Origin of the sequence: Enterococcus sp. DIV0724b (assembly GCF_050531475.1) — a bacterium.
GTDB lineage: Bacteria > Bacillota > Bacilli > Lactobacillales > Enterococcaceae > Enterococcus_L > Enterococcus_L haemoperoxidus.
Genome location: NZ_CP172890.1, coordinates 2334887 through 2357356, shown reverse-complemented (window position 1 = coordinate 2357356; position 22470 = coordinate 2334887). Strand labels below are relative to the sequence as shown.

General features: G+C 36.9%; 17 protein-coding genes. 16 read left to right on the top strand and 1 reads right to left on the bottom strand.

The window, feature by feature from the left end:
* Window positions 1–3 precede the first annotated feature (3 nt).
* The 15 genes from IGJ02_RS10835 to IGJ02_RS10765 all read left to right on the top strand — a co-directional run bounded on the left by IGJ02_RS10835 (window position 4) and on the right by IGJ02_RS10765 (window position 14129).
* Entirely contained in the window at window positions 4–351 is a 348-nt protein-coding gene (locus tag IGJ02_RS10835; RefSeq protein WP_430601987.1) for a hypothetical protein, read from the top strand.
* Window positions 348–1154, top strand: a complete 807-nt coding sequence (locus IGJ02_RS10830; protein ID WP_430601986.1) for a WxL domain-containing protein — start codon at window positions 348–350, stop codon at window positions 1152–1154. The genes IGJ02_RS10835 and IGJ02_RS10830 overlap by 4 nt, the downstream gene beginning before the upstream one ends.
* A gap of 34 nt (window positions 1155–1188) precedes the next feature.
* Window positions 1189–1992: a WxL domain-containing protein gene (locus tag IGJ02_RS10825; RefSeq protein ID WP_430601985.1), complete on the top strand. Its 804-nt coding sequence runs from the start codon at window positions 1189–1191 to the stop codon at window positions 1990–1992.
* A gap of 88 nt (window positions 1993–2080) precedes the next feature.
* Window positions 2081–3223, top strand: coding sequence for a DUF916 and DUF3324 domain-containing protein (locus IGJ02_RS10820; RefSeq protein ID WP_430601984.1), 1143 nt, complete (start codon window positions 2081–2083; stop codon window positions 3221–3223).
* Window positions 3224–3245: 22 nt separating this feature from the next.
* Complete coding sequence (locus IGJ02_RS10815) at window positions 3246–3914, top strand: hypothetical protein (RefSeq protein ID WP_206848107.1); 669 nt, start codon at window positions 3246–3248, stop codon at window positions 3912–3914.
* A 19-nt stretch (window positions 3915–3933) separates the two neighbouring features.
* Window positions 3934–4617, top strand: a complete 684-nt coding sequence (gene lepB / locus IGJ02_RS10810; protein WP_206834068.1) for a signal peptidase I — start codon at window positions 3934–3936, stop codon at window positions 4615–4617.
* Between the two features lie 1015 nt (window positions 4618–5632).
* Window positions 5633–5920, top strand: coding sequence for a TIGR04197 family type VII secretion effector (locus tag IGJ02_RS10805; RefSeq protein ID WP_430601983.1), 288 nt, complete (start codon window positions 5633–5635; stop codon window positions 5918–5920).
* A gap of 20 nt (window positions 5921–5940) precedes the next feature.
* Entirely contained in the window at window positions 5941–6297 is a 357-nt protein-coding gene (locus IGJ02_RS10800) for a DUF3958 family protein (RefSeq protein WP_430601982.1), read from the top strand.
* On the top strand, window positions 6287–7612 hold the full coding sequence (locus tag IGJ02_RS10795) for a hypothetical protein (protein ID WP_430601981.1): 1326 nt from the start codon (window positions 6287–6289) through the stop codon (window positions 7610–7612). The genes IGJ02_RS10800 and IGJ02_RS10795 overlap by 11 nt, the downstream gene beginning before the upstream one ends.
* A gap of 5 nt (window positions 7613–7617) precedes the next feature.
* The gene (locus IGJ02_RS10790) at window positions 7618–8265 is read left to right on the top strand and encodes a DUF443 family protein (RefSeq protein ID WP_430601980.1); all 648 of its coding nucleotides are present in this window, start codon (window positions 7618–7620) and stop codon (window positions 8263–8265) included.
* 40 nt (window positions 8266–8305) lie between these two features.
* Window positions 8306–8608 carry a DUF4176 domain-containing protein gene (locus IGJ02_RS10785; RefSeq protein WP_430601979.1) on the top strand — a complete coding sequence of 101 codons (303 nt, stop codon included), beginning with the start codon at window positions 8306–8308 and terminating at the stop codon, window positions 8606–8608.
* A 103-nt stretch (window positions 8609–8711) separates the two neighbouring features.
* A complete protein-coding gene (locus IGJ02_RS10780; RefSeq protein WP_430601978.1) occupies window positions 8712–9422 on the top strand; it encodes a DUF443 family protein in 711 nt (236 codons plus the stop codon).
* 74 nt (window positions 9423–9496) lie between these two features.
* Window positions 9497–10081 carry a hypothetical protein gene (locus IGJ02_RS10775; protein ID WP_430601977.1) on the top strand — a complete coding sequence of 195 codons (585 nt, stop codon included), beginning with the start codon at window positions 9497–9499 and terminating at the stop codon, window positions 10079–10081.
* A 919-nt stretch (window positions 10082–11000) separates the two neighbouring features.
* Window positions 11001–12044 carry a DNA cytosine methyltransferase gene (locus IGJ02_RS10770; RefSeq protein ID WP_430601976.1) on the top strand — a complete coding sequence of 348 codons (1044 nt, stop codon included), beginning with the start codon at window positions 11001–11003 and terminating at the stop codon, window positions 12042–12044.
* A gap of 114 nt (window positions 12045–12158) precedes the next feature.
* Window positions 12159–14129 carry an ATP-binding protein gene (locus IGJ02_RS10765; RefSeq protein ID WP_430601975.1) on the top strand — a complete coding sequence of 657 codons (1971 nt, stop codon included), beginning with the start codon at window positions 12159–12161 and terminating at the stop codon, window positions 14127–14129.
* 65 nt (window positions 14130–14194) lie between these two features.
* Here the strand turns inward: IGJ02_RS10765 and IGJ02_RS10760 are convergent, their stop codons facing one another.
* Entirely contained in the window at window positions 14195–14491 is a 297-nt protein-coding gene (locus tag IGJ02_RS10760) for a hypothetical protein (RefSeq protein ID WP_430601974.1), read from the bottom strand.
* A gap of 1221 nt (window positions 14492–15712) precedes the next feature.
* Between IGJ02_RS10760 and IGJ02_RS10755 the strand changes: the two genes are divergently transcribed.
* The gene (locus IGJ02_RS10755; protein WP_430601973.1) at window positions 15713–22405 is read left to right on the top strand and encodes an isopeptide-forming domain-containing fimbrial protein; all 6693 of its coding nucleotides are present in this window, start codon (window positions 15713–15715) and stop codon (window positions 22403–22405) included.
* Window positions 22406–22470 lie beyond the last annotated feature (65 nt).

Below are 22470 nucleotides of genomic sequence, written 5' to 3'. Positions count from 1 at the left end.
AAAATGAAACATAAAACAATAAAATTAATCGTCTGCTCTCTGGTTGTGTTGCTAGGCATCTATAGTTACTCAAGCAGTGCAAGTGCGAATGAAGGAACAGGTGGTCAGGTTAATCGAGGTGGTAAGATTTCGTTTTACGAAGAATCGACCGAACCAACCGATTCATCTACCAGTACTGAACCAAGTTCACAGAAACCGACAACACCAAGCGCAACAGCGAAACCAGCTGGAAAAAATCTTCCCAGTATGGGCGAGCTTCTGAAACACTACGGCATTTTTGGCATAGGGATATTATTCCTACTGGCACTGCTTCTCTTTTTACGAAAACGTAGGAAGGGGGAGCAAAAATGAAGTTAACACAAATTGGCATCTGGTCGTTAGCAATCGCCAGTTTATTTCTAGCCAGTGAAACAGGCATCATTGCCCAAGCTGCCCCTGAAACGCTTGATCAATCAGGCTCAGTTAGTATCAAGGGAAGTGTGGTAACCAATCCTGTTGACCCTGAAAATCCAGGAAATGTTGTTGATCCGGGGGAGAGTCCTTCAACTGAAGGGTCACTTCGTATTGATTACGTTTCTGCTCTTGATTTTGGTGAAAGCAAGATTTCTAAAAATGGACGTGATTATCACGCTCTTGCGCAACAGTTCTTTGGTGAAACTGGTCCTAGAGGGAGCTACATTCAAATTACCGATCAACAAGCAGAATCGTCCGGTTGGACCCTACAAGTCAAACAAAACTATCAGTTTACGAATCCTATTATTCAAGAAACGAATGAGCAGGATTTAAAAGGTGCGGTTCTTTCACTAGATAAAGGCTGGGCCAATTCCAGTGGTACCAGTGAAGCGCCTACCGTGATGCGAGAAACGATTGCCTTAAATTCGATTGGGTCAGCATATGAAGTCGCAACTGCCAGAGCAGGCAGCGGTAAAGGTGTTTGGACCATTGCCTTTGGCGCATCGGATACGAATTCTAGCAATCAACCTGTCACACTGACACCTGTAGTAAATCAAGCAGGAAAACCAGTGATAGACAGTATTTATACTAAACCAGTGTATAGCAATTCAGCAATCACACTAAGTATACCGGAAGCAACAAAGATTCATCCGGTAGAATACCAAACGGAGATAACTTGGATATTAGCCAAGTTGCCTTAATAAAAACACACAAACAATTAGGAGGAATAGCAATATGAAAGCAAGAAGTCTTTGTGCATCAACATTAGTAGCAATTTTAGGAGTAACGGTTTTAGGAGCAGCAACACCTGCATTCGCAGCACCAACTGAACTAACGTCAGATGGTACTGTAACAGTTACAGAAGGGACTGCCGGTGGTGGTGAATCTGAAACAGTCGATCCAGAAAAACCAGGTGAAGTATTACCAACGCCAGATCCAGAATCTCCAGATGAAAACACAAACACAGAACAAGGATCATTAGTTATTGAAAAAACGACTGATTTGGATTTTGGTTCTGTTAAAACATCTGCCAACACTGTAACAAGTTATGCAAAACCAATGACATTTAACGGTGGAACAACAAAACGTGGTGCTTATGTACAATGGGCTGACGTTCGTGCCGGAGGCGTTTTCGGATATACAATCACAGCACAATTAACCAAACAATTCACATCAGGAACAAACGTATTATCTGGTTCAACAATTGACTTTAGCAATGGACTTGCCGTAGCGCAAGGAGATAACACAAATGCTGTTCCTTCAAATGTTAAAACTAGTTTCCAATTGACAGAAGAAGAGAATGATGCACAACCAGTCGTTGTAGCTGACAAAGATAAAAAAGAAGGAAAAGGCCGTCACGTCTTAGAATTTGGTCAAAGTTCATCTTCAACAGTAGGTAATGCTGGAACTGATGCGAATTCTGTAAAATTAACAATTCCTGCAGCAACTGCTTCAAACATGGCTGTAGCGGATTACACTGCTACTGTAACATGGAAAATTACTGCTGCGCCTGCTGCAGAAGAAACACCAGAAGCATAAGCATGATTTTAGATTTTTGCAGAGGAACAAGTTTAACTTGTTCCTCTGTGTACATAGAAAATATACTTTAGAATAAACGAGGTTAGTTATGAAATCACATATAGGATCTATAAAACAATGGGTGAGTATTTTCTTGAGTGTCGTGGTTATTGGATTCTTTTTTTTAAAAGCAGTTCCTGGTTATTCCGCTGATAAGAATCCAGCAGGTGTTACAGGGTTTACGTACAGTATTACGTTTCCAGATAATCAAGTAAAAAAAGATTTAGGCTACTTTAAATTAAAAATGGACCCAGGTAAAAATCAACAGATTTCTATCACATTAAGCAATCCTGCTACTGAAAAAGTGACAATCGATGTTAAATTGAATGGGGCAAAGACGAACCAAAACGGTGTGATTGAATACGGTGAATCAACAATTAAAAACGATCCATCCGTACAATTTGATTTTACCGATATTGTCACTGGACCAGAGTCAGTTGAGCTAGCACCAGGAGAAACTAAGAATCTTGATTTGACCATTCAAATGCCAGAAACAAGCTTTGATGGGGTGATTGCTGGTGGTATCCAGTTGATGAGAGCAGATCAAAATGGCACCACTTCTAATGAAGGCGGCTCAAAAATCATTAACCAATATGCCTATGTGATTGGTGTTGTACTACAAGAATCAGAAAAAGCTATTGCCCCAGACTTAGAATTGAACAGTGTGAAAGCTGGCCAAAGCAATTATCGTAATGCTATTTTTGTGAATTACTCTAATGTGATGGCAGCGTATTTAGATAATATGACTGTTGAAGTTCAAATCACGGAGAAAGGGAAAGAGACTGTTTTATATGAACGCAAACAAACCGCAATGAGAATGGCACCAAATTCCTTTATTGACTTTCCTGTCAGTATGAACGGTGAGCGGATGGTTGCAGGAGATTATGTAGCGAACATTCTCGTGACCTCTGGCGATAAAAAATGGAAATGGACCAAAGACTTCAACATTTCAGATAAAGATGCGAACAAATTCAACGAGCGAGATGTTGGTTTAGTGCAAGAAAAAGGGCTGGACTGGAAATTGATCGCCCTAATCGTTGTTGGTATTTTAGCCTTAATTATCCTAATTTTCGTGATTATTCGCATACGCAATAAGAAAAAACAAGAAAAAGAATTAGCCTTAAAAAAAGAACGTAAAAAGAAGAAACAGCAAGGGTCATCTAATGGAAAAAGCAGTAAGAAAAAGGATTAGGAAAGTATAGGAGCTGTAGTGTATGTCTGTTTTAGATTGGATTTTCATCATAGGGATAGCACTGTCAATTGTTGCGCTCCTAGGGTCAGGCTATTTTTTAGTACAGTTTTTTCATAAACGTAGACTGCTAAAAAAACTTCCAAATAAGAAATTTAAAAATAAAAAGAAAAATAGAAAAATCGCACGAAAAAAACGACAGTTGATAAACCAGAAAAAAAAGAGCATACGCTTATTTTGGGTAATGTCATTTGTGACAGTTGTTTTAGCTGGTGGCATCTCGTATCTTTCTTATTACCAGTCGATGAATCTCACAACAGGAGATTCAGATTCTGTTGTGAAAGGCTATTACCTACTGCGAGACTTTGAAGACCAACTGATTGTGGCACGGGATAAAAGCGACGACGAAGAAAAATTGCAAAAAAATATTCGTTACTTAGCGACCTCTATGGCAAGCTACGGAACAAAAAAAGCAAGTGACATCAATTCCGAAGAAGGACAAATCACCTTGAATCGTTATTATAATTCGATCAAACAATTAGGAATGAATGCAAGTACACAAACAAAAAACTTTTTCGGAAACCAAGCGTTAGTGGACAGTTTTTTAGCAGACATCAAGAAAGCACAAGACTATGAAAAACAAACATTTGATTATTACAAAGTGAATGAATCCGCCTTTAAAGAAGAAAAGTAATCTGAGTGAGTGATTTCTTATGGAGAAAAAACCAAAGCACACAATCAAACAGAAAAAAAAGCCAACAACCAAACGAAAAAAACGTCCTTCCCAAAATGTACCTGTAAAAAACACGAAAAAGAAAAAAAGACCAAACCTTAATAAAAAGTCTAAACGAAAAAAACAACGTGTTAGAAGCTATCTTAAAGAACTGATCATGGCCATAAGTTTGGGTGTCGTGTTAATGCTTTTCATCACTTCCTTTTTCCTGACCATCGCGACGGTCCGTGGTTTTAGCATGATTCCGACTTTACGCGAAAAAGATCAAGTACTTGTTCAAAAAACAACGAACCTCAAACGTTTTGATTTAGTTGCCTTTAAAAGTGGCAATGGGAACACGCAAATTAGACGAATCATTGGTCTGCCAGAAGAAAAAATTGCGTACACGGACGATACACTTTTCGTGAATGACCAGCCAGTAGACGAAAAATTTATTATGGATGAAATCAATGAAAGCCAACGCAATGGTAAAAATTATACAGAAGATTTCACGAATCGAACGTTGACCTCTTCTGTTGCGATTCCTGAGGGATACTACTTAGTTTTAGGAGATAATCGACCGTATGCGACGGATAGTCGGCATTATGGTTTGATTGCAAAAGAGAATGTGATTGGGAAAGTGACGATGCAACTTTTGCCGTTTGGTGAGATGAAGAGTTTTTAGAGCGAGGATATAGAATGTTTTAGGATGGAGATGTTCCATCCTTTTTTTATGCTATATTCAAAGTTAGCGAAGGTGAACTAAAGGCTGTATAAAAAAACACCTTTCCCATCATTAGCGATATTTTCTGATAGCATAATTTGATCCATATAAAAACCCCCTTTACATATAAGTACGTAAAGGAGGAAAAAATCTTATTTGATGAAATCACTGTTGTCAGAGTGAGTAATTCTCCAAAAAACATAAAGTGAGTATATCAAGTACGCTATCAAAACTACAAAAATTAGTTTGCTTAGATATATCATAGAATTTCCTAAATCATAATTGATAGAAAATTCTTTTTGCAGTTTAAACTTTTCTTCCATTGTTAAAGTTTCAGTATCTTGAATAGGTAAAAAATTCAGTGTCAGAAAAGTTCCAACAACTTTCAAAACTATAAATAGACAACTAAGTGTAATGATTAGCAACTTATTATATTTTATGAAAACTCACTCCTGTCCTAATTTATCTTGACATAGATCTTACTATTTCAATTTTATAAGGTTTTATATATCATAGCATAGCAATAGTTATTCCCAAAACCGACAGCAAAATGATTACTATATCCATTCGCTTGTCGTTTATAGGACACTGTATAAGACACACCTCGTAAAGCTGTGAGTAAATGTCCATTTGTGAACGTGTGTGACCCTGTGAAAGATCCTGAAGCTCTGCCTCCTCGGAAAGCTTCAGCTTTTAAACGACCATAGTAAGAGCGCATTAAGTTTTTACTGGTTGCTGTATATAATAATAGTGAAGCAAGAAAAAAGTGTATATTTTTGGATCAATTTAAAAATTGAAAACAGAACACATATTCAAACTGATAAATGTATTTTATAATTTCCTTTTAAGTAAGCAAACGGAACATTTGAAAAATATATATTTACATTGAGTTGTTCACGAATTACAATTAAGTATATATACTATTATAAAAACTAAGTAGTCAGATGTTTACTTTTTAATTATAGGAGGAAAAACGATGCCAAAGGATATAAACAGTAATGCCGCAGTAGCACAAGCTGTCGCTACTTCTATAGCATCATCGGTGAGTTCTCTAAATAAAGGGACAACGATCACAAAAGATACCCAAACGACCGTTGCAGGCAATAGCAATGCGCAACAAGCAATCACGCAACTAACGACCTTTAATACCTCACTTGCCCAAGCCATTACCCAAGCAAGTAACAATATCCGGTCAGTGGCAGCCGAATTCGAAGCAGTTGATCAGCGAATCGCTCAAATGCAGTATAACCAAATGCTTCCTTAAACTGAAAGGAGGAATAAAGTATGTCCAACCTTGAAGAAATCAACCAACAAAAAATCCAACTCGAACGCGAAAAAGAAAAACTCGAAGATTTAAAACGTGACATTAACCAAACAGAAGAACACTACGAAGAATATTTTTTCTATCAAAAGCAATTATTCAATGAATTACAAGAAGAATTTGCTCAAAGCCAGACAGATATGTTGTATCAAGATATGGCTGAACAAATCAACTGGCAAAGCCGAGGCGTTCAAGAATTTTTAGAGGAGCAACAGCAAGAACTTAAAAAACAAACAAGAGCATTAGAAGATCAACAAGAAGACTTACACTGGCAGGAAATAAAAACAAAAGAAGAAAGGTCGGAACAGCATGAGTATTGATATGTACCTTGGTCAAGCGAGAAGCCAAGCATCCAGTGTTAAAAGTGCATGTAGTCAATTAGCACAAGGCTATACGTCGTTGATGCAAAGCAATCAACAGTTTATGAGTGCAGGCGAACTATCAAGTAAAGGTTATGACTCTGCCAAGGAATTCTTTGCGGCAGTGATCCAACCTTTAGTTCAAGGTGCCGAAGTAGGCGCAGACATGACAGCAGAAGCTTGTCAAAAATTTGTGGATCAATATACATCTGAGGTTGATAGTATTGATTTGAAGTCAGATGACTTAGAAAGACGAATCCGACAAATCAATACATCGATCCTGAATATGGAGAGTATTAATCGAGGCTTGCCAAAGCTTCCGACAGGAACGAATCCATTGGAACAAGCCAATCGGCGGATTATTGAGTCGTTAGGGACGACGAAACGTGATTTAGAGAAGAAGTTAGAGAAATTAATGACGTTTAATGGGACATCTCCTGCTATTTTTGATGGAGTGAATAGTTTTTATTCGACATTGTCGCAAGGCTTGCAGCAGGCGAATAGTGGGTTTAATCCTGCGACTGGGACGTTTTCAGTTCCGAAAGGGAAAGCGTTGGATTGGACGAACTCTGTGAAATCAGCTGTGAGAAAGAGAAATGAGAGAGAGTTGGATAAAATTGTTAGGAATTTACCTAACATTGGTCTTGCAGAGTATCAAAAAATTGGTCAAGCATTGAAAGATGATCCTAGTATCAAGATTCCAAAAGAGCTTGGTGAGTTCTTTAAAGAAAATGGTGTTGATTATGCAATAGGTGGAGTTCAAGATACGTTACTATCGTATTTTGAAGAATACTTATCAAAAGTCGCTCCAGCAATTACTTCCTTTTTTATTCAAAACGGAGGATATGCTAGTACAAGTATAGCAGCTGCATCTGGTTTTGCTGCTACGAGCATGTTACAAGGCGCAGCAAAAATGGCAGGACCAGTAATAGGATTCACTACAGATATCTTAAATGGTAATTCTGTAGGTCAGGCGATTTCCCATACAGGCGGAACAATTGCAATTAGTACAGGACTAACGATGGGATTGGAAGCAACGTTGTTTACTCTTGGTGTATCTAATCCAGTGGGGTGGGCAGCAATTGGGACAGCAGTAGCAATTGGTATTACAGCAAATATAATATATGATTCTAATTTCCTTGGTATTAAAGATTTAGCAGATGATTGGGCTAAAGGATTTGATGAAAATGTAGAGCGTGCTAAAAATGGACTAAATAAACTAGGTGAATCCATCTCAAGTGGTTGGGATAGTCTCACATCTTGTTTTAGTTGGTGATTATTATGAAAGTAGAAGATACATCGATACCTCGTTTTAAATTAGCAACGATCAATAAAAAGGATAAGTATTTACTTGATTTAGATTCGCACAAATTTACTTGGTTGATTCCAATGTCTACGTGGTATGTTACTAACAATGCTACAAAAATTAGTGAAGACCAATATATTAAACTTAGAAAAGTTCCTAAAAACAAAGTGGGCGCTTCAATTTGGTCATTTTCTGGATTTATGCTAGGTGGTGTAATTTATGCTTTTATGAAAGGATTAGAAAGTATATTTTTTGAAGAAATAACGATGAATCTTATGGTTTTAGCTTTTCTAATCGCTTTTTTCTGTAGCTTAATTTTTAGATATATACGATCTGTAGTTAATCTTAATAAGTTGAAAAAAATTTTTAATGAGGAAACAACTCTAAAATTAGATCATCTGATTGTTTTAAAGAAGGATAATACTTTTTATAAAAAACGTTGTATAACTGGGACAATTATTTTGATGGCAATCTTAGTTTTTCTGTTGTCCTTATTGATTCAGGCTAAATCTTTAACGGTTATTCCAGTAATATTCATCTATCTAGTGTTTGTGTCATTTTTAAACACGTCAATAGTAAAACCTATGGAAAGTATGGAATATAGCTATAAAGCTGAAAAATAGAGTTGAAATGCCAACGTTCAAATGAGAAGGAGTGAAAATCATGTTAACAATCGGTAGTATCATTTACTTAAAAGAAGGTAGTCAAAAAATTATGGTTTTAAACAGAGGCCCCGTTGTAAATGAAAATGACAAAAACGTTTTGTATGATTATAGCGGCTGCAGATATCCAAGTGGTTTAAATCCTAATGAAGTGCTTTATTTTAATCAAGAAAATGTTGATTCTATTTTGTTCAATGGTTATACAGATGAGGAAGAAGAACGGTTTGAACAATTGTATACTGAATGGCTAAATGGTGAAGGAAAGTTGATTGAGAGAGGGATTGTAAGTAAACCTCTTGGATAATATTGAAAAAATTTAAGATGCAGTAAGCTGTCAATAACTATTCAGTTATTGACTCTTATTCTATGTTAGTAATAAAAAACTATAACTAAACGAACGATTGGATGTGATAAAACTGGAGTTTACCACTGCAAAACCTCTTTATAATAACCATCGCTATAATGTAATACATTCTCAATCAAACTACTATCTAATTGACAAAGATAGTTCATTCTTAGGTTATTTCTTTTTCGGATTAAATTGGCTAATGTCACAAAAAGCGTACATCTTAAATAAAAGCCAAGCTGACGATTTGCTAGCTCATCGAGTTGAAACTAAAAATAGAAAAGTGTTAAGCAGCATTTTAATCGTACTAATGATTTTAATTTTTAATATAGTATTCCCCAAGTTATTAACTCTTTTTTATGCTTCAACAAGTATAGAAAATAGCCAACTTATTGAAATTGGAAATACAGTTATGATGATTCCATCAAGTCGTTACATATTTATGCTGTTACTTATAACACTATTTCCAGCTTTGATAATTCGAGTATTTTGGTCTTTTCAATCAAAGAAATCCATGCTGAAAATAATTAAATATGATGAATTGTCTGTTACTCAAATTAAGGTGAGGCCGGTTTCTTTAGTTGATACTTTAAAAAAATTAGGTGTGTACTTTATGTTTTTATCATTAGTGATTATAGCGGGATTTTTGCTTGTGATAACGGAAGGCTATTGGATTATCTCTTTATGTTTTATGATGTTGTTTTTATTATTTCTATTAACCAATCATCTATCAATAAATACAGGGAAATACAAAATATATCAAAAGAGATAACCGTTCAATAGTCATTGATAAACATATTTGTCGTATTTAGAGAATGTTTTCGAGTTAAGGGGTGAGGAGCTAAAATGTGGAAACGATATGTTGCTGTATATAATGGTGAAGCAGGGGAAAAGAGTATATATTTAGATACAGTAACAAAAAAATTAGTAGTAGTTGAAATTGAGATGACTTCTTATAGATCGACGATATTTTCAGGATTTTTAGGAGTGACTATTTACTATGTATTTGGAAATGTACTTTTCAAGTCTTCTTTAAGTTCTGTTACTTTAATAGCACTAATTTTAGTTATTGGTTGTTTTGGTGGTACTTTCTTTAATTTGTTAATAAATAAGATTGCTAATAGTGATAAAAATAAGCTGAATTATTTAACTAACATTAGCGAAGATGAACTAAAAGCGTTTCTTGTTAAAGGAAGAAAACAAATGAGGAAGAATTTTCTACTGATTATTTTTCTTTTTGTTATGGTAGTACTCTCGTTGCTTCCAATTTATTTTAAGGAATATTCGCTATTGTTGCTTCTTGCTTCAATTTTTTTCACGACGCTGTTCATATTTTTTATAAGTATTGTTTCACCAGTTAAGAGGATAAAGGCTTATAGATATATTGAGAAAAATAAAATAACTCTTTTGTACAGTAGAAGTGAGATATGAACTTACGAGATTAGTATAGGTTATTATGTTTGTTTACAAATTGAAGGAGGAAAAGATTAAGAAATTTTAATCATAAAAACAAGGAGAAGTTTTTCGAAAAAATTGAATAAGCTTTGCTTTATACTAAATATCTTAAGGTTGTTACTTTATATGGTGATTTGTTGTTAATTTGAAAAAAATCTACTATAAAAAAGTTGGAACTTTTGAAGTCTTTTTATCTAAGTCTAAGCATTAATAAGTATTTTGGATAGTGAATGAATGGAATAATGAATCATAATATTGTGTATGTAATAACATATGGAACAAGAAACACTTTGAAGAAGCGATATTTAATTATTTTAGCGTGTTTCTTGTTCGTAATCCTGAAATATAAGGAAAATTTAAACAAGCTTCCAAGTAATATTCACTGGAATGGAAGGTTTATAATCAACTACATATCCTAATCCTTGAAAGATAAAATTTGTGTCATTATTATCATTCCGAGTGAAAATATAAACTTCATATTCACCATGTATTAAGTCTTGAATAGATTTTGTCTGGATTTGATGTGTAGTTTTTCCATACCAATATAGAATACCATCTTTTAGAACATTATTATAATTATGACCAGTTCTACCAGCAGATCCAATATTTGCGAAAATGAAGATACAACCATTATAAGATGCGTAACCTGTACTCCAATTTCCACCAATTTTTTTCAGGATTGGGTGCTTGTATCATCTCTTTTACTTTTTTTCTACTATAAAAGTTCCTTTTTATAAATTTGTATATCAAAATGATCCTCCTTAAAACTATAGTGTTTTTTGCCATTTAACTATAGTAACATTATATGATCATTTTGTTAACGAAAATTTCAGTTAAAAATATACAATTTTGCTGGTTAATATGATAAAATAGTAAATTGAAGAGGTGTATATTTATGAAAATGAATGCTGTGGATTTATTTTGCGGTGTGGGCGGTTTAACTCACGGAGTCCAAAGGGCAGGGATAAATGTTATAGCCGGTTATGATATAGAAGAAGATTGTAGATTTGCTTATGAAAAAAACAATAATGCGAGATTTATATTTAAAGACGTTAAGGAAATTACCGATAATGAAATTAACGAGCTTTTTCCTGAAGATACTGATATAAAAATATTGATGGGGTGTGCACCATGCCAACCTTTTTCAGCTTACAGTCATAGGTACAAAGAATGTGAGTCTAGGAAAGAGAAGATGGACCTGTTGGATTATTTTGGGAAACAGGTAGAACTTGTTCAACCAGATATTGTATCTATGGAAAATGTTCCTCAGTTGGTGAAGGAAGATGTGTTTAAGAAATTTCTAAAAACACTAGAAAAAAATAATTATAAAGTTGATTATAAAGTGGTTTTTGCACCAGAATATGGTGTTCCCCAAAGTAGGAAGCGGCTTTTGTTATTAGCTTCAAAATTTGGAGAAATCAAGTTAGATCCACCACAAAGAACTAAGGACAATTATCCCACGGTTCGAGAGACTATAAGTCGATTAAGACCAATTCAGGCTGGTGAAATTGATTCAATTGACCCCTTACATAGATCAAGACGTCTTTCAGAATTGAACTTATCTAGAGTAAAAAGTTCAAAACCAGGTGGTAATTGGACAGACTGGGATGAAGAACTATTACCGGAATGTTATAAAAAAAAGAGCGGTTTAAGTTATAAGTCTGTTTATGGAAGGCTAGAATGGGATAAACCATCGTCAACTATTACTACCCAGTTTGTTGGTTATGGAAATGGAAGATTTGGACATCCAGAACAAGATAGAGCTTTGAGCTTAAGGGAAGGTGCAATGTTACAAACTTTTCCAGAAAAGTACGAATTTTTTGATCCTAAGGATGGTCCTGTGAAAATGGTAAAAGCATCTATGCAAATTGGAAATGCTGTACCTGTAAAATTAGGTGAAGTAATTGGTAATAGCATATTAAATCATTTAAATAATTAATAAAAAATAGCTGTTTTTAATCAGCTGTTTTTATTAAGGTCTTATGTTAGCATTATCTTATAAAAAGGCGGGAATGTGTTTTTTACATTTTATGAAATGAAAGAGGAGATTTTTATGGAAAGTATAAGTTTACAAGTTGCTTATGGTGCAGTTAAACATTTTGGTAGAAATTTGTACACATCTAATCCACCAGCTATAGCAGAGTTAGTAGCAAATTCTTGGGATGCATACGCTACTAGATGCGAAATTATTGAACAAAATGGCTCGTTAATAATAACTGATAATGGTATTGGAATGAATGATACAGAGTTTTCTGAAAGATATGCGGTCTCTGGAACGGAAAAGAAAACAGAATTTATTAGAAAACCTGACCATATGAAGAAAAGAGAGTACATGGGGCGAAAGGGAATTGGAAAATTTGCAGCCTTTAGTTTAGGGGAAGAATATATTTTATATACTAAAAGTAATGAGGATGTAAATTGGAAAAAAGTAAAATTTTGTTATAATGATTTACTAGTAGATAAAGCTATAATTAAAGTTCCTGTGGAAGAACTGCTTGATCTTACTGAACTAGAAGAAATATTTGATTACAAGTTCGAAATGGAGACAGGAACGCTTATATATATTCCAAAAATGCGAAGAAAATTTATAAAATCAACTTCATCTAATCTATCAAATATTTTAGCTAGAAGGTTTTCAGTTAATATATCTGAAAAATATCATTTTGAATTATTTTTAAATAGAACTGAAGTAGACTTGAAAGAACATTTTTATGATAGTTTTGTCGAATTTGTTTATTATTTTGGTTGTTCAGAATTAGAAATTAAAAATAGATTTTCTAACGCTGAGACAGAAAATTTATTTGAAGTAGAAAATGATTTTTTTTCTGAAAATAAAGTGACAGGCTGGATTGGCAGTGTTCAAAAGCCAAAGATGTTAAAAATTGAAGATGAACTAAATTCAAATGGTATCATAATTTACATAAATGGAAAACTTGCTGATGAAAATATTTTAAAATCAGTTCAAAATGCAAGAATGTCGAATAATTATATTGTAGGTGAGATTAATGCTGATTTCTTACAAAATGAAAATGAAGACCCTGTCTTAAGTAGTCGAGAAGGTTTAAATATGGAAATTGAAAATGTTGATATGTTAAAAGACAACATTTCGTATTTAAGAAATGATCTTATAAATAAATGGAATGAATTGAGAGCAGCTAGGACTGTTGAAAAGCAAGATTATTTAATTAGAATGATGAATAATGAGAATTATGGGAAGGTTTACAATACCTTCAACAAGGAACAAAAAAAGCAGGTGAGAACATATGCTCAAAAGTTGTTTGATAATAATGAAAAAGATAATGAGGGTGAGATAGATTATTTTACGCCTGTAATTTTTTCCTTAGTCAATAGTGAAATAATTAAAGAAATTGATGTACGAGAAGATGATGAAGTAGGTGTCATACTTAAAAAGTTTTATAACCTATTTGATAAGACTGAAATAAATAGTGCATTAAGAATAAAATCAAATATCCAAGATCGATTAAACGTAATTGAAGAATTGAGTAAGCATATTGATAATGGTGCCAAAGAAAAAGTTTTTGAAGAGCATCTAGAAAAGCATCCTTGGTTAATCAATCCTTATTGGGATAAAGCATCACAGAATGTAGTTACAAGTACTCAAGAATACTACAGATCACTGATAGATAAAAATAAAATTGAAGGAATTTCAGATATAATAGTTAGAGTAGCAGAGGAACCATTTCCAATTATTTGTGAACTGAAACGTGATAAGAAAACTTCATATTCTCATCCGAATACTCAAGAAATCTTAAATCAAGTATCAATTTACAGAAGAGGAATTGTTGCGCAGGAAAGATTATTAGGTAATAGTTTTTCAGGACTTGACTACAATATGATAAAAGCATTTTTTATTTGCGGAGAACACGTTCTTAAAGACTTAGATGTGTTGGATAGGAACCTTATAGAAATTAATAATAATATTAAAATTTTAACTTATCAACAAATTATCCGAAATGCTCGTGGAATATACAGTAAAGCAATAACTGAAAGTGTTTTAAGCTAATACTAAATACTATAGTTTTATAACTGGAATCATACTGCAATAACTAAAATTGCAGTATGATTCTTTTATTTTTTATTGTTGTTGATATTTTTGACCTTCTCAGCCCTAACCATCTCCATCACCAATTCATCCCCCAACTCAATCAACCGATTATAATCCTCATAAAAAGCATGAAACATCTGCGCCCGAGCATAATACTCCTTCACAATCCGTTTCTTATTAATCGGCCCAGACCGAAACTGAAAAAAATGATCCAAAATCGCCAAAGGTTCCTGCCAAGAAGCCATCTTCTCCATAAAATCCCGCAACTCAATAATATCCTGATACGTAACCGCTTTTAAATTCTGTCCTTGTTTATCCATTCTCCTGATCTCCTTCAAATAAGGCGGAGAAAAGCCGATAAGCGCCAAACGAAACCCAAGCCCAAACCCAACTTCTCCCGCCAGTTTTCTCACTGAATTTTGTGCTTCAGCGATTCTTTCTATATACGCATTGACGAGGCAAACCTATAACCCAGCGCTACAAACGACTTTCAAAGCCTTGCGGTATTCATAACGCCTTGTCCCAGAGTAAAACAAAAAACGATACCGAACCTGTCAATACCGTCATCAATCAGCCAAACCATCCCCACAATTCACCCCTAAATCACCCTTAATCCCAAGAAATTAACAAAACCAACTAGAATTCCAAAAGAAAATTAGGTACAATAAAGAAGCTAGTGCTTCGGTGCTAGCAAATTGGCAACTTGTGTAGACATGCTTTGGGTGTCTATTCAAGGCTTCATCATTCGGTTGCCGCCAAATGGTGAAGTGCCTTTTTGTTTTATCCAGTTTTTCATCGATTCTTAAAACGTCCCTCCTTTCAAAAGTACTCGTAGGACAGAAAAAAACGGCATTGAGCAGATGCCCAATACCGTCGACAATAGTCTAATCCCATATACACAACAACCAATCATCACCTAAAAAAGCAAAGATTTCCTAGAAATCTCACCCTATTTTAGGTACAATAAAGAAGCTAGTACATGTTGCTAGCACTATTGGCAACTTGTTTGGACAGCTTTGGGCGTCTTTACAAGGCTTCGATCGTAAGGTTGCCGCCGAACGATTGAAGTGCCAATTTTTATTTATATGTCTTGAACAGAGGTTGGGAAGAAAACGTCTAGCTCCGAGAACCAAGTAGGTACTGTGCAACATCAACTTATTTTTCGTTGTGTTTTACAGCAATAAGAGGGAATTCACGAAAAATGTTCTTCAATTTTTTGTGAATTTCAGCTTATTTCCGAAGGAGCTGTTTTTGTACCACCGTTTATCCCAATCTCGATCCTTATTTCTATCCTACACATTTTATTATACCGAAAGACACCACCCACCGCAACGAAATTCGGCATTTCCACCCATTAAATAACACCAAAAACAGCTTCCTTATATATAAGAAAAAATAACAAAAAAACTTTTTCCGTCCTACCTAAAATTCACCAAAAAAACCCGAACTCCAGCTATGAGAAAAAACTAATAGTTCAGCCCGATATTTTTGAATTATTTATTTAGCCATACTATAGTAAAAGTATAGGAGGTAAGATATAAATGAATAAAGTGCACAGAATTTCCCTGAATTATTTAGCCGTTTTGATGTTGGTGATCGCCAACTTGTTACCCACCGCCAGTGTGTTTGCAGAAGGATTGACCAAACCAGAAGAGACTATCTTCGACTCAGAAACCTTATACATCAAAGCCGACACCAAGAAAAATGAAACGAACAACAAATTAATCGACGTAAACTACGAAGTAACCAACAAAAGCGATCAACCAATCGATCACGTAGTCCTGAAACAAAAGAACCAAAATGACTCACCAGTAAAATTCGACGCAACAACCCTAAAAAGCGACGACCAATTGGTGGCGCCCGACGATCAAACGATCCAGTTTGACCAAAAAGAAAATCAAGATGAGGGGACAGAACTAACCATCACCACGATCCAACCTCATACCACTAAACATCTGACAATAAGTGCCGAGCAAACAGATGAAACAAACCATCAGCTTGCCGTTGAAATAAATCAGGCAGATGAAAAAGTAGGGGACATCACCCTAACACTGCCAAATAACGAACAAGAAACGAGCAGTACATCATTACAAGAAAAAGAATCTGACGCAGAAGTAGCAGAATCCGAATCAGAAGAGTCAACAATTGCTGCTGCACCAGAAGAATCAGCAGCAACGACTTCAGAAGAAAACAATCAAGCTACACCGAGAGCCCAAGCAATCGGACCAAGAATTGCGCCAACGCCAGGCCGTGGCTTTGATAAGCCAATTTATAAAAGTATCCACAAAGGGGAATTATTCTCTACAGGAAATACCAACTTAACCCCTGTAAACGAAGCGACAGCGAGCGCTTTTTTGAATACCAGAGCCCCAAGTAGTGGTCAAGCAATCAATAATTTTCAGTTGAAATTTGCGGATGTCGATGGCGATCCAACGACCTATAACTCAAGTAAAGCCTACATCGATTTAGATGGTGCCAAAGAAGTCGCATGGGCAGGCTTATTTTGGAGTGCATCCCGATTTAAAGGCCCAGCTACAGCGACGAATATGACCGATGATGAAATCAGTGCTCCTGTTCAATTAACCACACCCAATGGAACAGTAACCCGTGTTGCACCACAAAGATATCATCGAATTGATCAAGATGCTACCAATCCTGGGCAAGGTTTCGGGTTTAATAATACGGGCTTTTCTAACTTTGCAGATGTGACCTCAATTCTTCAAGGAGACAAAAGTGCGACTGGCGCATATACATTAGCAGATATTCCAATGACCGATTTTCTACAAGGCAAATCTCAAAGTTTTAACTTTAGTGGTTGGAGTTTATTTATCGTGACCAAGGACCAAGCCAAAAGATCTCGTGCGTTCAACGTTTACTATGGAGCGAGAGGAAATAAAGCAGGAACCAACAATGAATTTGTCATGAAAGAATTTTTAACCTCTAAACAAGGAAAATTAAACCCAATCGTGACGTGGTTTACCGTTCAAGGAGACAAAGCCTTTACAGGTGACAATGCTCAAATCCAAAATAGTGCAGGCTCTTGGGTCAATATCAGCAATACAATCAACCCAGTCGGTAATGTCATGAACGGAACCGTTTCTGATAATAATGAGCACATGGTGGATAAATATCCGGGTCAATTTAATCCTGGCTTTCCCAACTTTTTAGATATTGATGTTGACCGTCAAACTTTACCTGAAGGCATTATTACCAATGGTCAGCAACAAATTAACTTTAAAACAACCAGTAGCGGAGATGATTACTCAACCAACGCGATCGGTTTTTCAATCAATGCGGAAACACCCGAACTTGAAGTCACAAAAGAAATTATAAATCCAAAAGAAACGTATAAAATCGGGGACACCGTAACTTATCGTGTCCATCTCAAAAATACCAAAGAAAACACGGAAGCGGTCAACAGTCTTTCTAAAGACCAATTAGATAGCCGTCTAGATTATGTACCCGGCAGCTTATCCATCGTAAGTGGTCCAAATGCTGGCAATAAAACAGATGCCACAGGCGATGACCAAGGCGAATACACAGCAGCCGATCGTGCAATCACGTTTCGTGTAGGAGAGGGCGCCAACGCTACACAAGGCGGTAGCTACAAAGGAACGACTGCAGAAACTGTCTACGAATTTCAAGCAAAAATCAATGATACAGCCAAAGGAGAAGAACTGATTCCAAATAGTGCCACATTCCAAGGCGTAGATTCTGCCACAAATACGATGATCGAGAACACATCAAATATCGTAGAGGTAAAAATCGCCCCAGAAGAACTTGTCGGCAAACTAGAAAGCTCAAAAACAGTCAACAATCAATCGCCAAAAATCGGCGACGAAATAGAATACACGATTCAATTTAAAAACACCGTATCAAAGGGTATTTTAAATCAAGTGACCGTGACCGATACTTTACCAAAAGGGCTAACCTACATCGAAAACAGTGTCACAAGCACAGGGCCTGATCCAAAACCTACCACATTAACCGTTGTAAAGGACCAAGTAACTGCGGAATACCCAAAAATCGCCGATACCGAAACACGCACCATTTCCTTTAAAGTTCGTGTCAATGAAGAAGCAGTAGTCGGACAACCGATCATCAACAAAGCAACGATCGATGATCACACAAATCCGCCCGATGAACCAGAAGTGCCAGTAACACCAATAGAAACACCGGGAGAATTAGAAAGTACCAAATCCGTCAACAACCAATCACCAAAAATTGGCGACGAAGTGGAATATCGTTTGTCTTTTCGTAATAAAATTCCGAATGGTGTCTTAAATCAAGTCACAGTGACGGATACTTTACCAAAAGGCATGACCTATGTAGACGGCAGTTTAACCAGCGAAGGCGCTGACCCGCAACCAACAAGCCTAACTATGACGGACGGCAAAGTCGTTGCAGAATACCCAAAAATTCAAGATACAACATTACGAACTATTGTATTTAAAGTCAAAGTCAATGAAGAAGCCATTGTTGGGCAAAAAATCGTGAACAAAATCACCGTTGATGACCATGTCAATCCGCCCGATGAACCAGAAATTCCCGTCACACCAGTCGAAACGCCTGGTCGCTTAGACGTCACAAAATCAGTCAATGATCAATCACCAAAAATTGGGGATGAGGTTGAATACCGCATTACCTTCAGAAATAAAATCACGAACGGTGTTTTAAACCAAGTTACCGTTACGGATACTTTGCCAAAAGGCGTAACCTACGTAGAAGGTAGCTTGACCAGTGAAGGAGACGATCCAAAGCCAACAAGCTTAACCATGGAAAATGGTCAATTGACTGCTGAATACGGTATGATCAATGACACTAAAGTCCGTTCGATCGTTTTCAAAGTCAAGGTCAACGATGAAGCAAAAATTGGCGAAGCAATCGTCAATAAAGCCAAAATTGATGATCACACCAATCCGCCCGATGAACCCGAAGTGCCGATCGTGCCAGTCATCACACCAGGCGAATTGGAAAGTAGCAAATCAGTGAATAATCAAGCACCGAAAATTGGTGACGAAATCGAGTATCGCATCACGTTCCGTAATAAAATCACGAACGGTGTCCTAAACCAAGTCACCGTGACCGACACGCTACCAAAAGGATTGACGTATGTAGACGGAAGTTTAGCTAGTGAAGGCGCTGATCCACAGCCCACAAGTTTAACCATGGAAAATGGCCAACTAGTCGCTGAATATCCTGAAATCAAGGATACAACCATACGAACGATTAGTTTCAAAGTTACCGTAAATGCGGAAGCGGTAGTCGGACAACCGATCGTCAATAAAGCGAAAATTGATGATCATACCAATCCGCCTGACGAACCAGAAGTGCCCGTCACACCCGTTGTAACACCGGGACAATTAGACGTAACGAAATCAGTCAATCATCAAGCACCAAAAATCGGAGATGAAATCGAATATCGTATTAGTTTCCGTAACAAAGTCACGAATGGTGTAATTGATCAAGTCACTGTGACCGACACCTTACCAAAAGGGGTGACCTATGTAGAAGGTAGCCTAACCAGTGAAGGCGCTGATCCGAAGCCAACGAGTTTGATCATGGAAAATGGCAAAATGACCGCTGAATACCCAAAAATCGACGACAATACCGTCCGCTCTGTTGTGTTCAAAGTCCGCGTGAACGAAGAAGCGGTAGTCGGACAACCAATCGTCAATCAAGCGATCATCGATGATCACACCAATCCACCGGATGAACCCGAAGTGCCCGTCACACCAGTCGAAACGCCCGGTGAATTAGAAAGCACTAAATCGGTAAATAACCAATCACCGAAAATTGGGGACGAAGTGGAATATCGCTTGTCTTTCCGTAATAAAATTACCAATGGCGTCTTAAACCAAGTGACAGTTACCGACAATTTACCAAAAGGCATGACCTATGTAGAAGGCAGCTTAACCAGCGAAGGTGCTGATCCGCAGCCAACAAGTTTAACGATGGCGAATGGTAAAGTCATTGCGGAATACCCAAAAATCCAAGACACAACAGTACGTACGATTGTCTTTAAAGTCAAAGTCAACGAAGAAGCCATTGTTGGGCAAAAAATCGTGAATAAGATCACCGTTGACGATCATGTCAATCCGCCCGATGAGCCTGAAATCCCAGTTGTCCCAGTCGAAACACCCGGACAATTGGACGTTACTAAATCAGTAAACGATCAAGCACCAAAAATCGGTGATGAGATCGAATACCGCATTACCTTCCGCAACAACGTTACAAATGGTGTCATAAACCAAGTCACCGTGACCGACACGCTACCAAAAGGCGTAACGTACGTAGAAGGCAGTGTAACAAGCGAAGGCGATGATCCCAAACCAACAAGTTTAACGATGGAAAATGGCAAACTAATCGCTGAATACCCAAAAATCAGTGATAACAAAATCCGTTCGATTGTCTTTAAAGTCAAAGTCAACGAAGAGGCAAAAGTCGGTGAACCAATCGTAAACAAAGCCAAAATCGACGATCATACGAATCCACCGAACGAACCAGAAGTACCTGTAACACCAGTCGAAACACCAGGAGAACTAGAAAGTACGAAAACGGTGAACAATCAATCACCAAAAATCGGAGATGAAATCGAATATCGAATTCATTTCAACAATAAAATCCCGAATGGTGTCCTAAACCAAGTCACAGTCACCGATACTCTACCAAAAGGAGTAACGTACGTAGAAGGCAGCTTGACCAGTGAAGGCGCTGATCCCAAACCAACAAGCTTAACCATAACAAATGGCCAGTTGGTCGCAGAATACCCGAAAATCAGCGACACTAACATTCGTTCAATCGTATTCAAAGTGACCGTCAACGAAGAAGCCGTTATCGGACAGCCAATCATCAACAAAGCCAAAATCGATGACCACACAAATCCGCCAGATGAACCAGAAGTCCCAGTGACACCAATAGAAACCCCTGGCGAATTAGAAAGTACGAAAACAGTTAATAACCAATCACCAAAAATCGGGGATGAAATCGAATATCGAATCAATTTCAATAACAAAATAGCAAAAGGTGTTTTAAACCAAGTCACCGTCACCGATGTGTTACCAAAAGGTGTAACGTATGTGGAAGGTAGTTTAACCAGTGAGGGCGATGAGCCAAAACCGACAAGCTTAACCATGACAAATGGCAAACTAGTCGCAGAATACCCAAAAATCAGCGATACCAAAACACGCTCCATCGTGTTCAAAGTGACCGTCAACGAAGAAGCCGTAGTTGGACAACCGATCATCAACAAAGCCAAAATCGATGACCACACAAATCCACCCGATGAGCCAGAAGTGCCAGTGACGCCAGTAGAAACACCGGGGGAATTAGAAAGTACGAAAACAGTCAATAACCAAGCACCAAAAATCGGTGAAGAAATCGAATATCGTATCACCTTCCGTAACAAAATCACTAATGGTATTTTAAACCAAGTCACCGTCACGGATACCCTACCAAAAGGCGTAACCTATGTAGAAAACAGTGTGAAAAGTGAGGGCGATGAGCCAAAACTGACAAGCTTAACGGTAAAAGAGGGCAAATTAACCGCTGAATATCCAACAATCAGCGATACAAAAACCCGTTCCATCGTGTTCAAAGTGACGATCAACGAAGAAGCAGTAGTTGGCCAACCCATCATCAACAAAGCCAAAATCGATGATCACACGAACCCACCTGATGAACCCGAAGTACCCGTAACACCAGAACAACCGCTAGGGAAACTAGAAAGCGAGAAAACAGTCAATAAAAAGACCGTTAAAATCGGTGAAGAGCTTGAATACCGCATCAGTTTCCGCAATACAGTAAAAAATGGTGTCTTGAATCAAGTCACCGTCACAGACAATTTACCAAAAGGGTTGACCTACGTAGAAAATAGTATCAAAAGTGAAGGCGATGAGCCAAAACCGACAAGTTTAACGGTAAAAAATGGAAAAGTAGTCGCCGAATACCCAAGAATCAGCGACACGAAAACCCGTTCCATCGTATTCAAAGTCAAAATTAATAAAGAAGCCGTTTTAGGTCAACAAATCAAAAACATAGCGGTAGTGGATGACCACATCAATCCGCCAGATAAACCCGAGGTACCTGTTGTACCAGAAAAAGAAGTCCCGGGGAAACCAGATTTTCCAAAGGCAGGAGAAGCATTATCAAATTCAGCCGTATTTATTGGGTTGGCAATGTTAGCGACAGTAATATTGGTAAATCTGGAACAAAGGAAAAAGGATAAAAATTAACCAATATCATTAATCTGATGAGAAGGAACAGGGAATAACTTACTTTTAAGTTTTTTCCTGTTTTT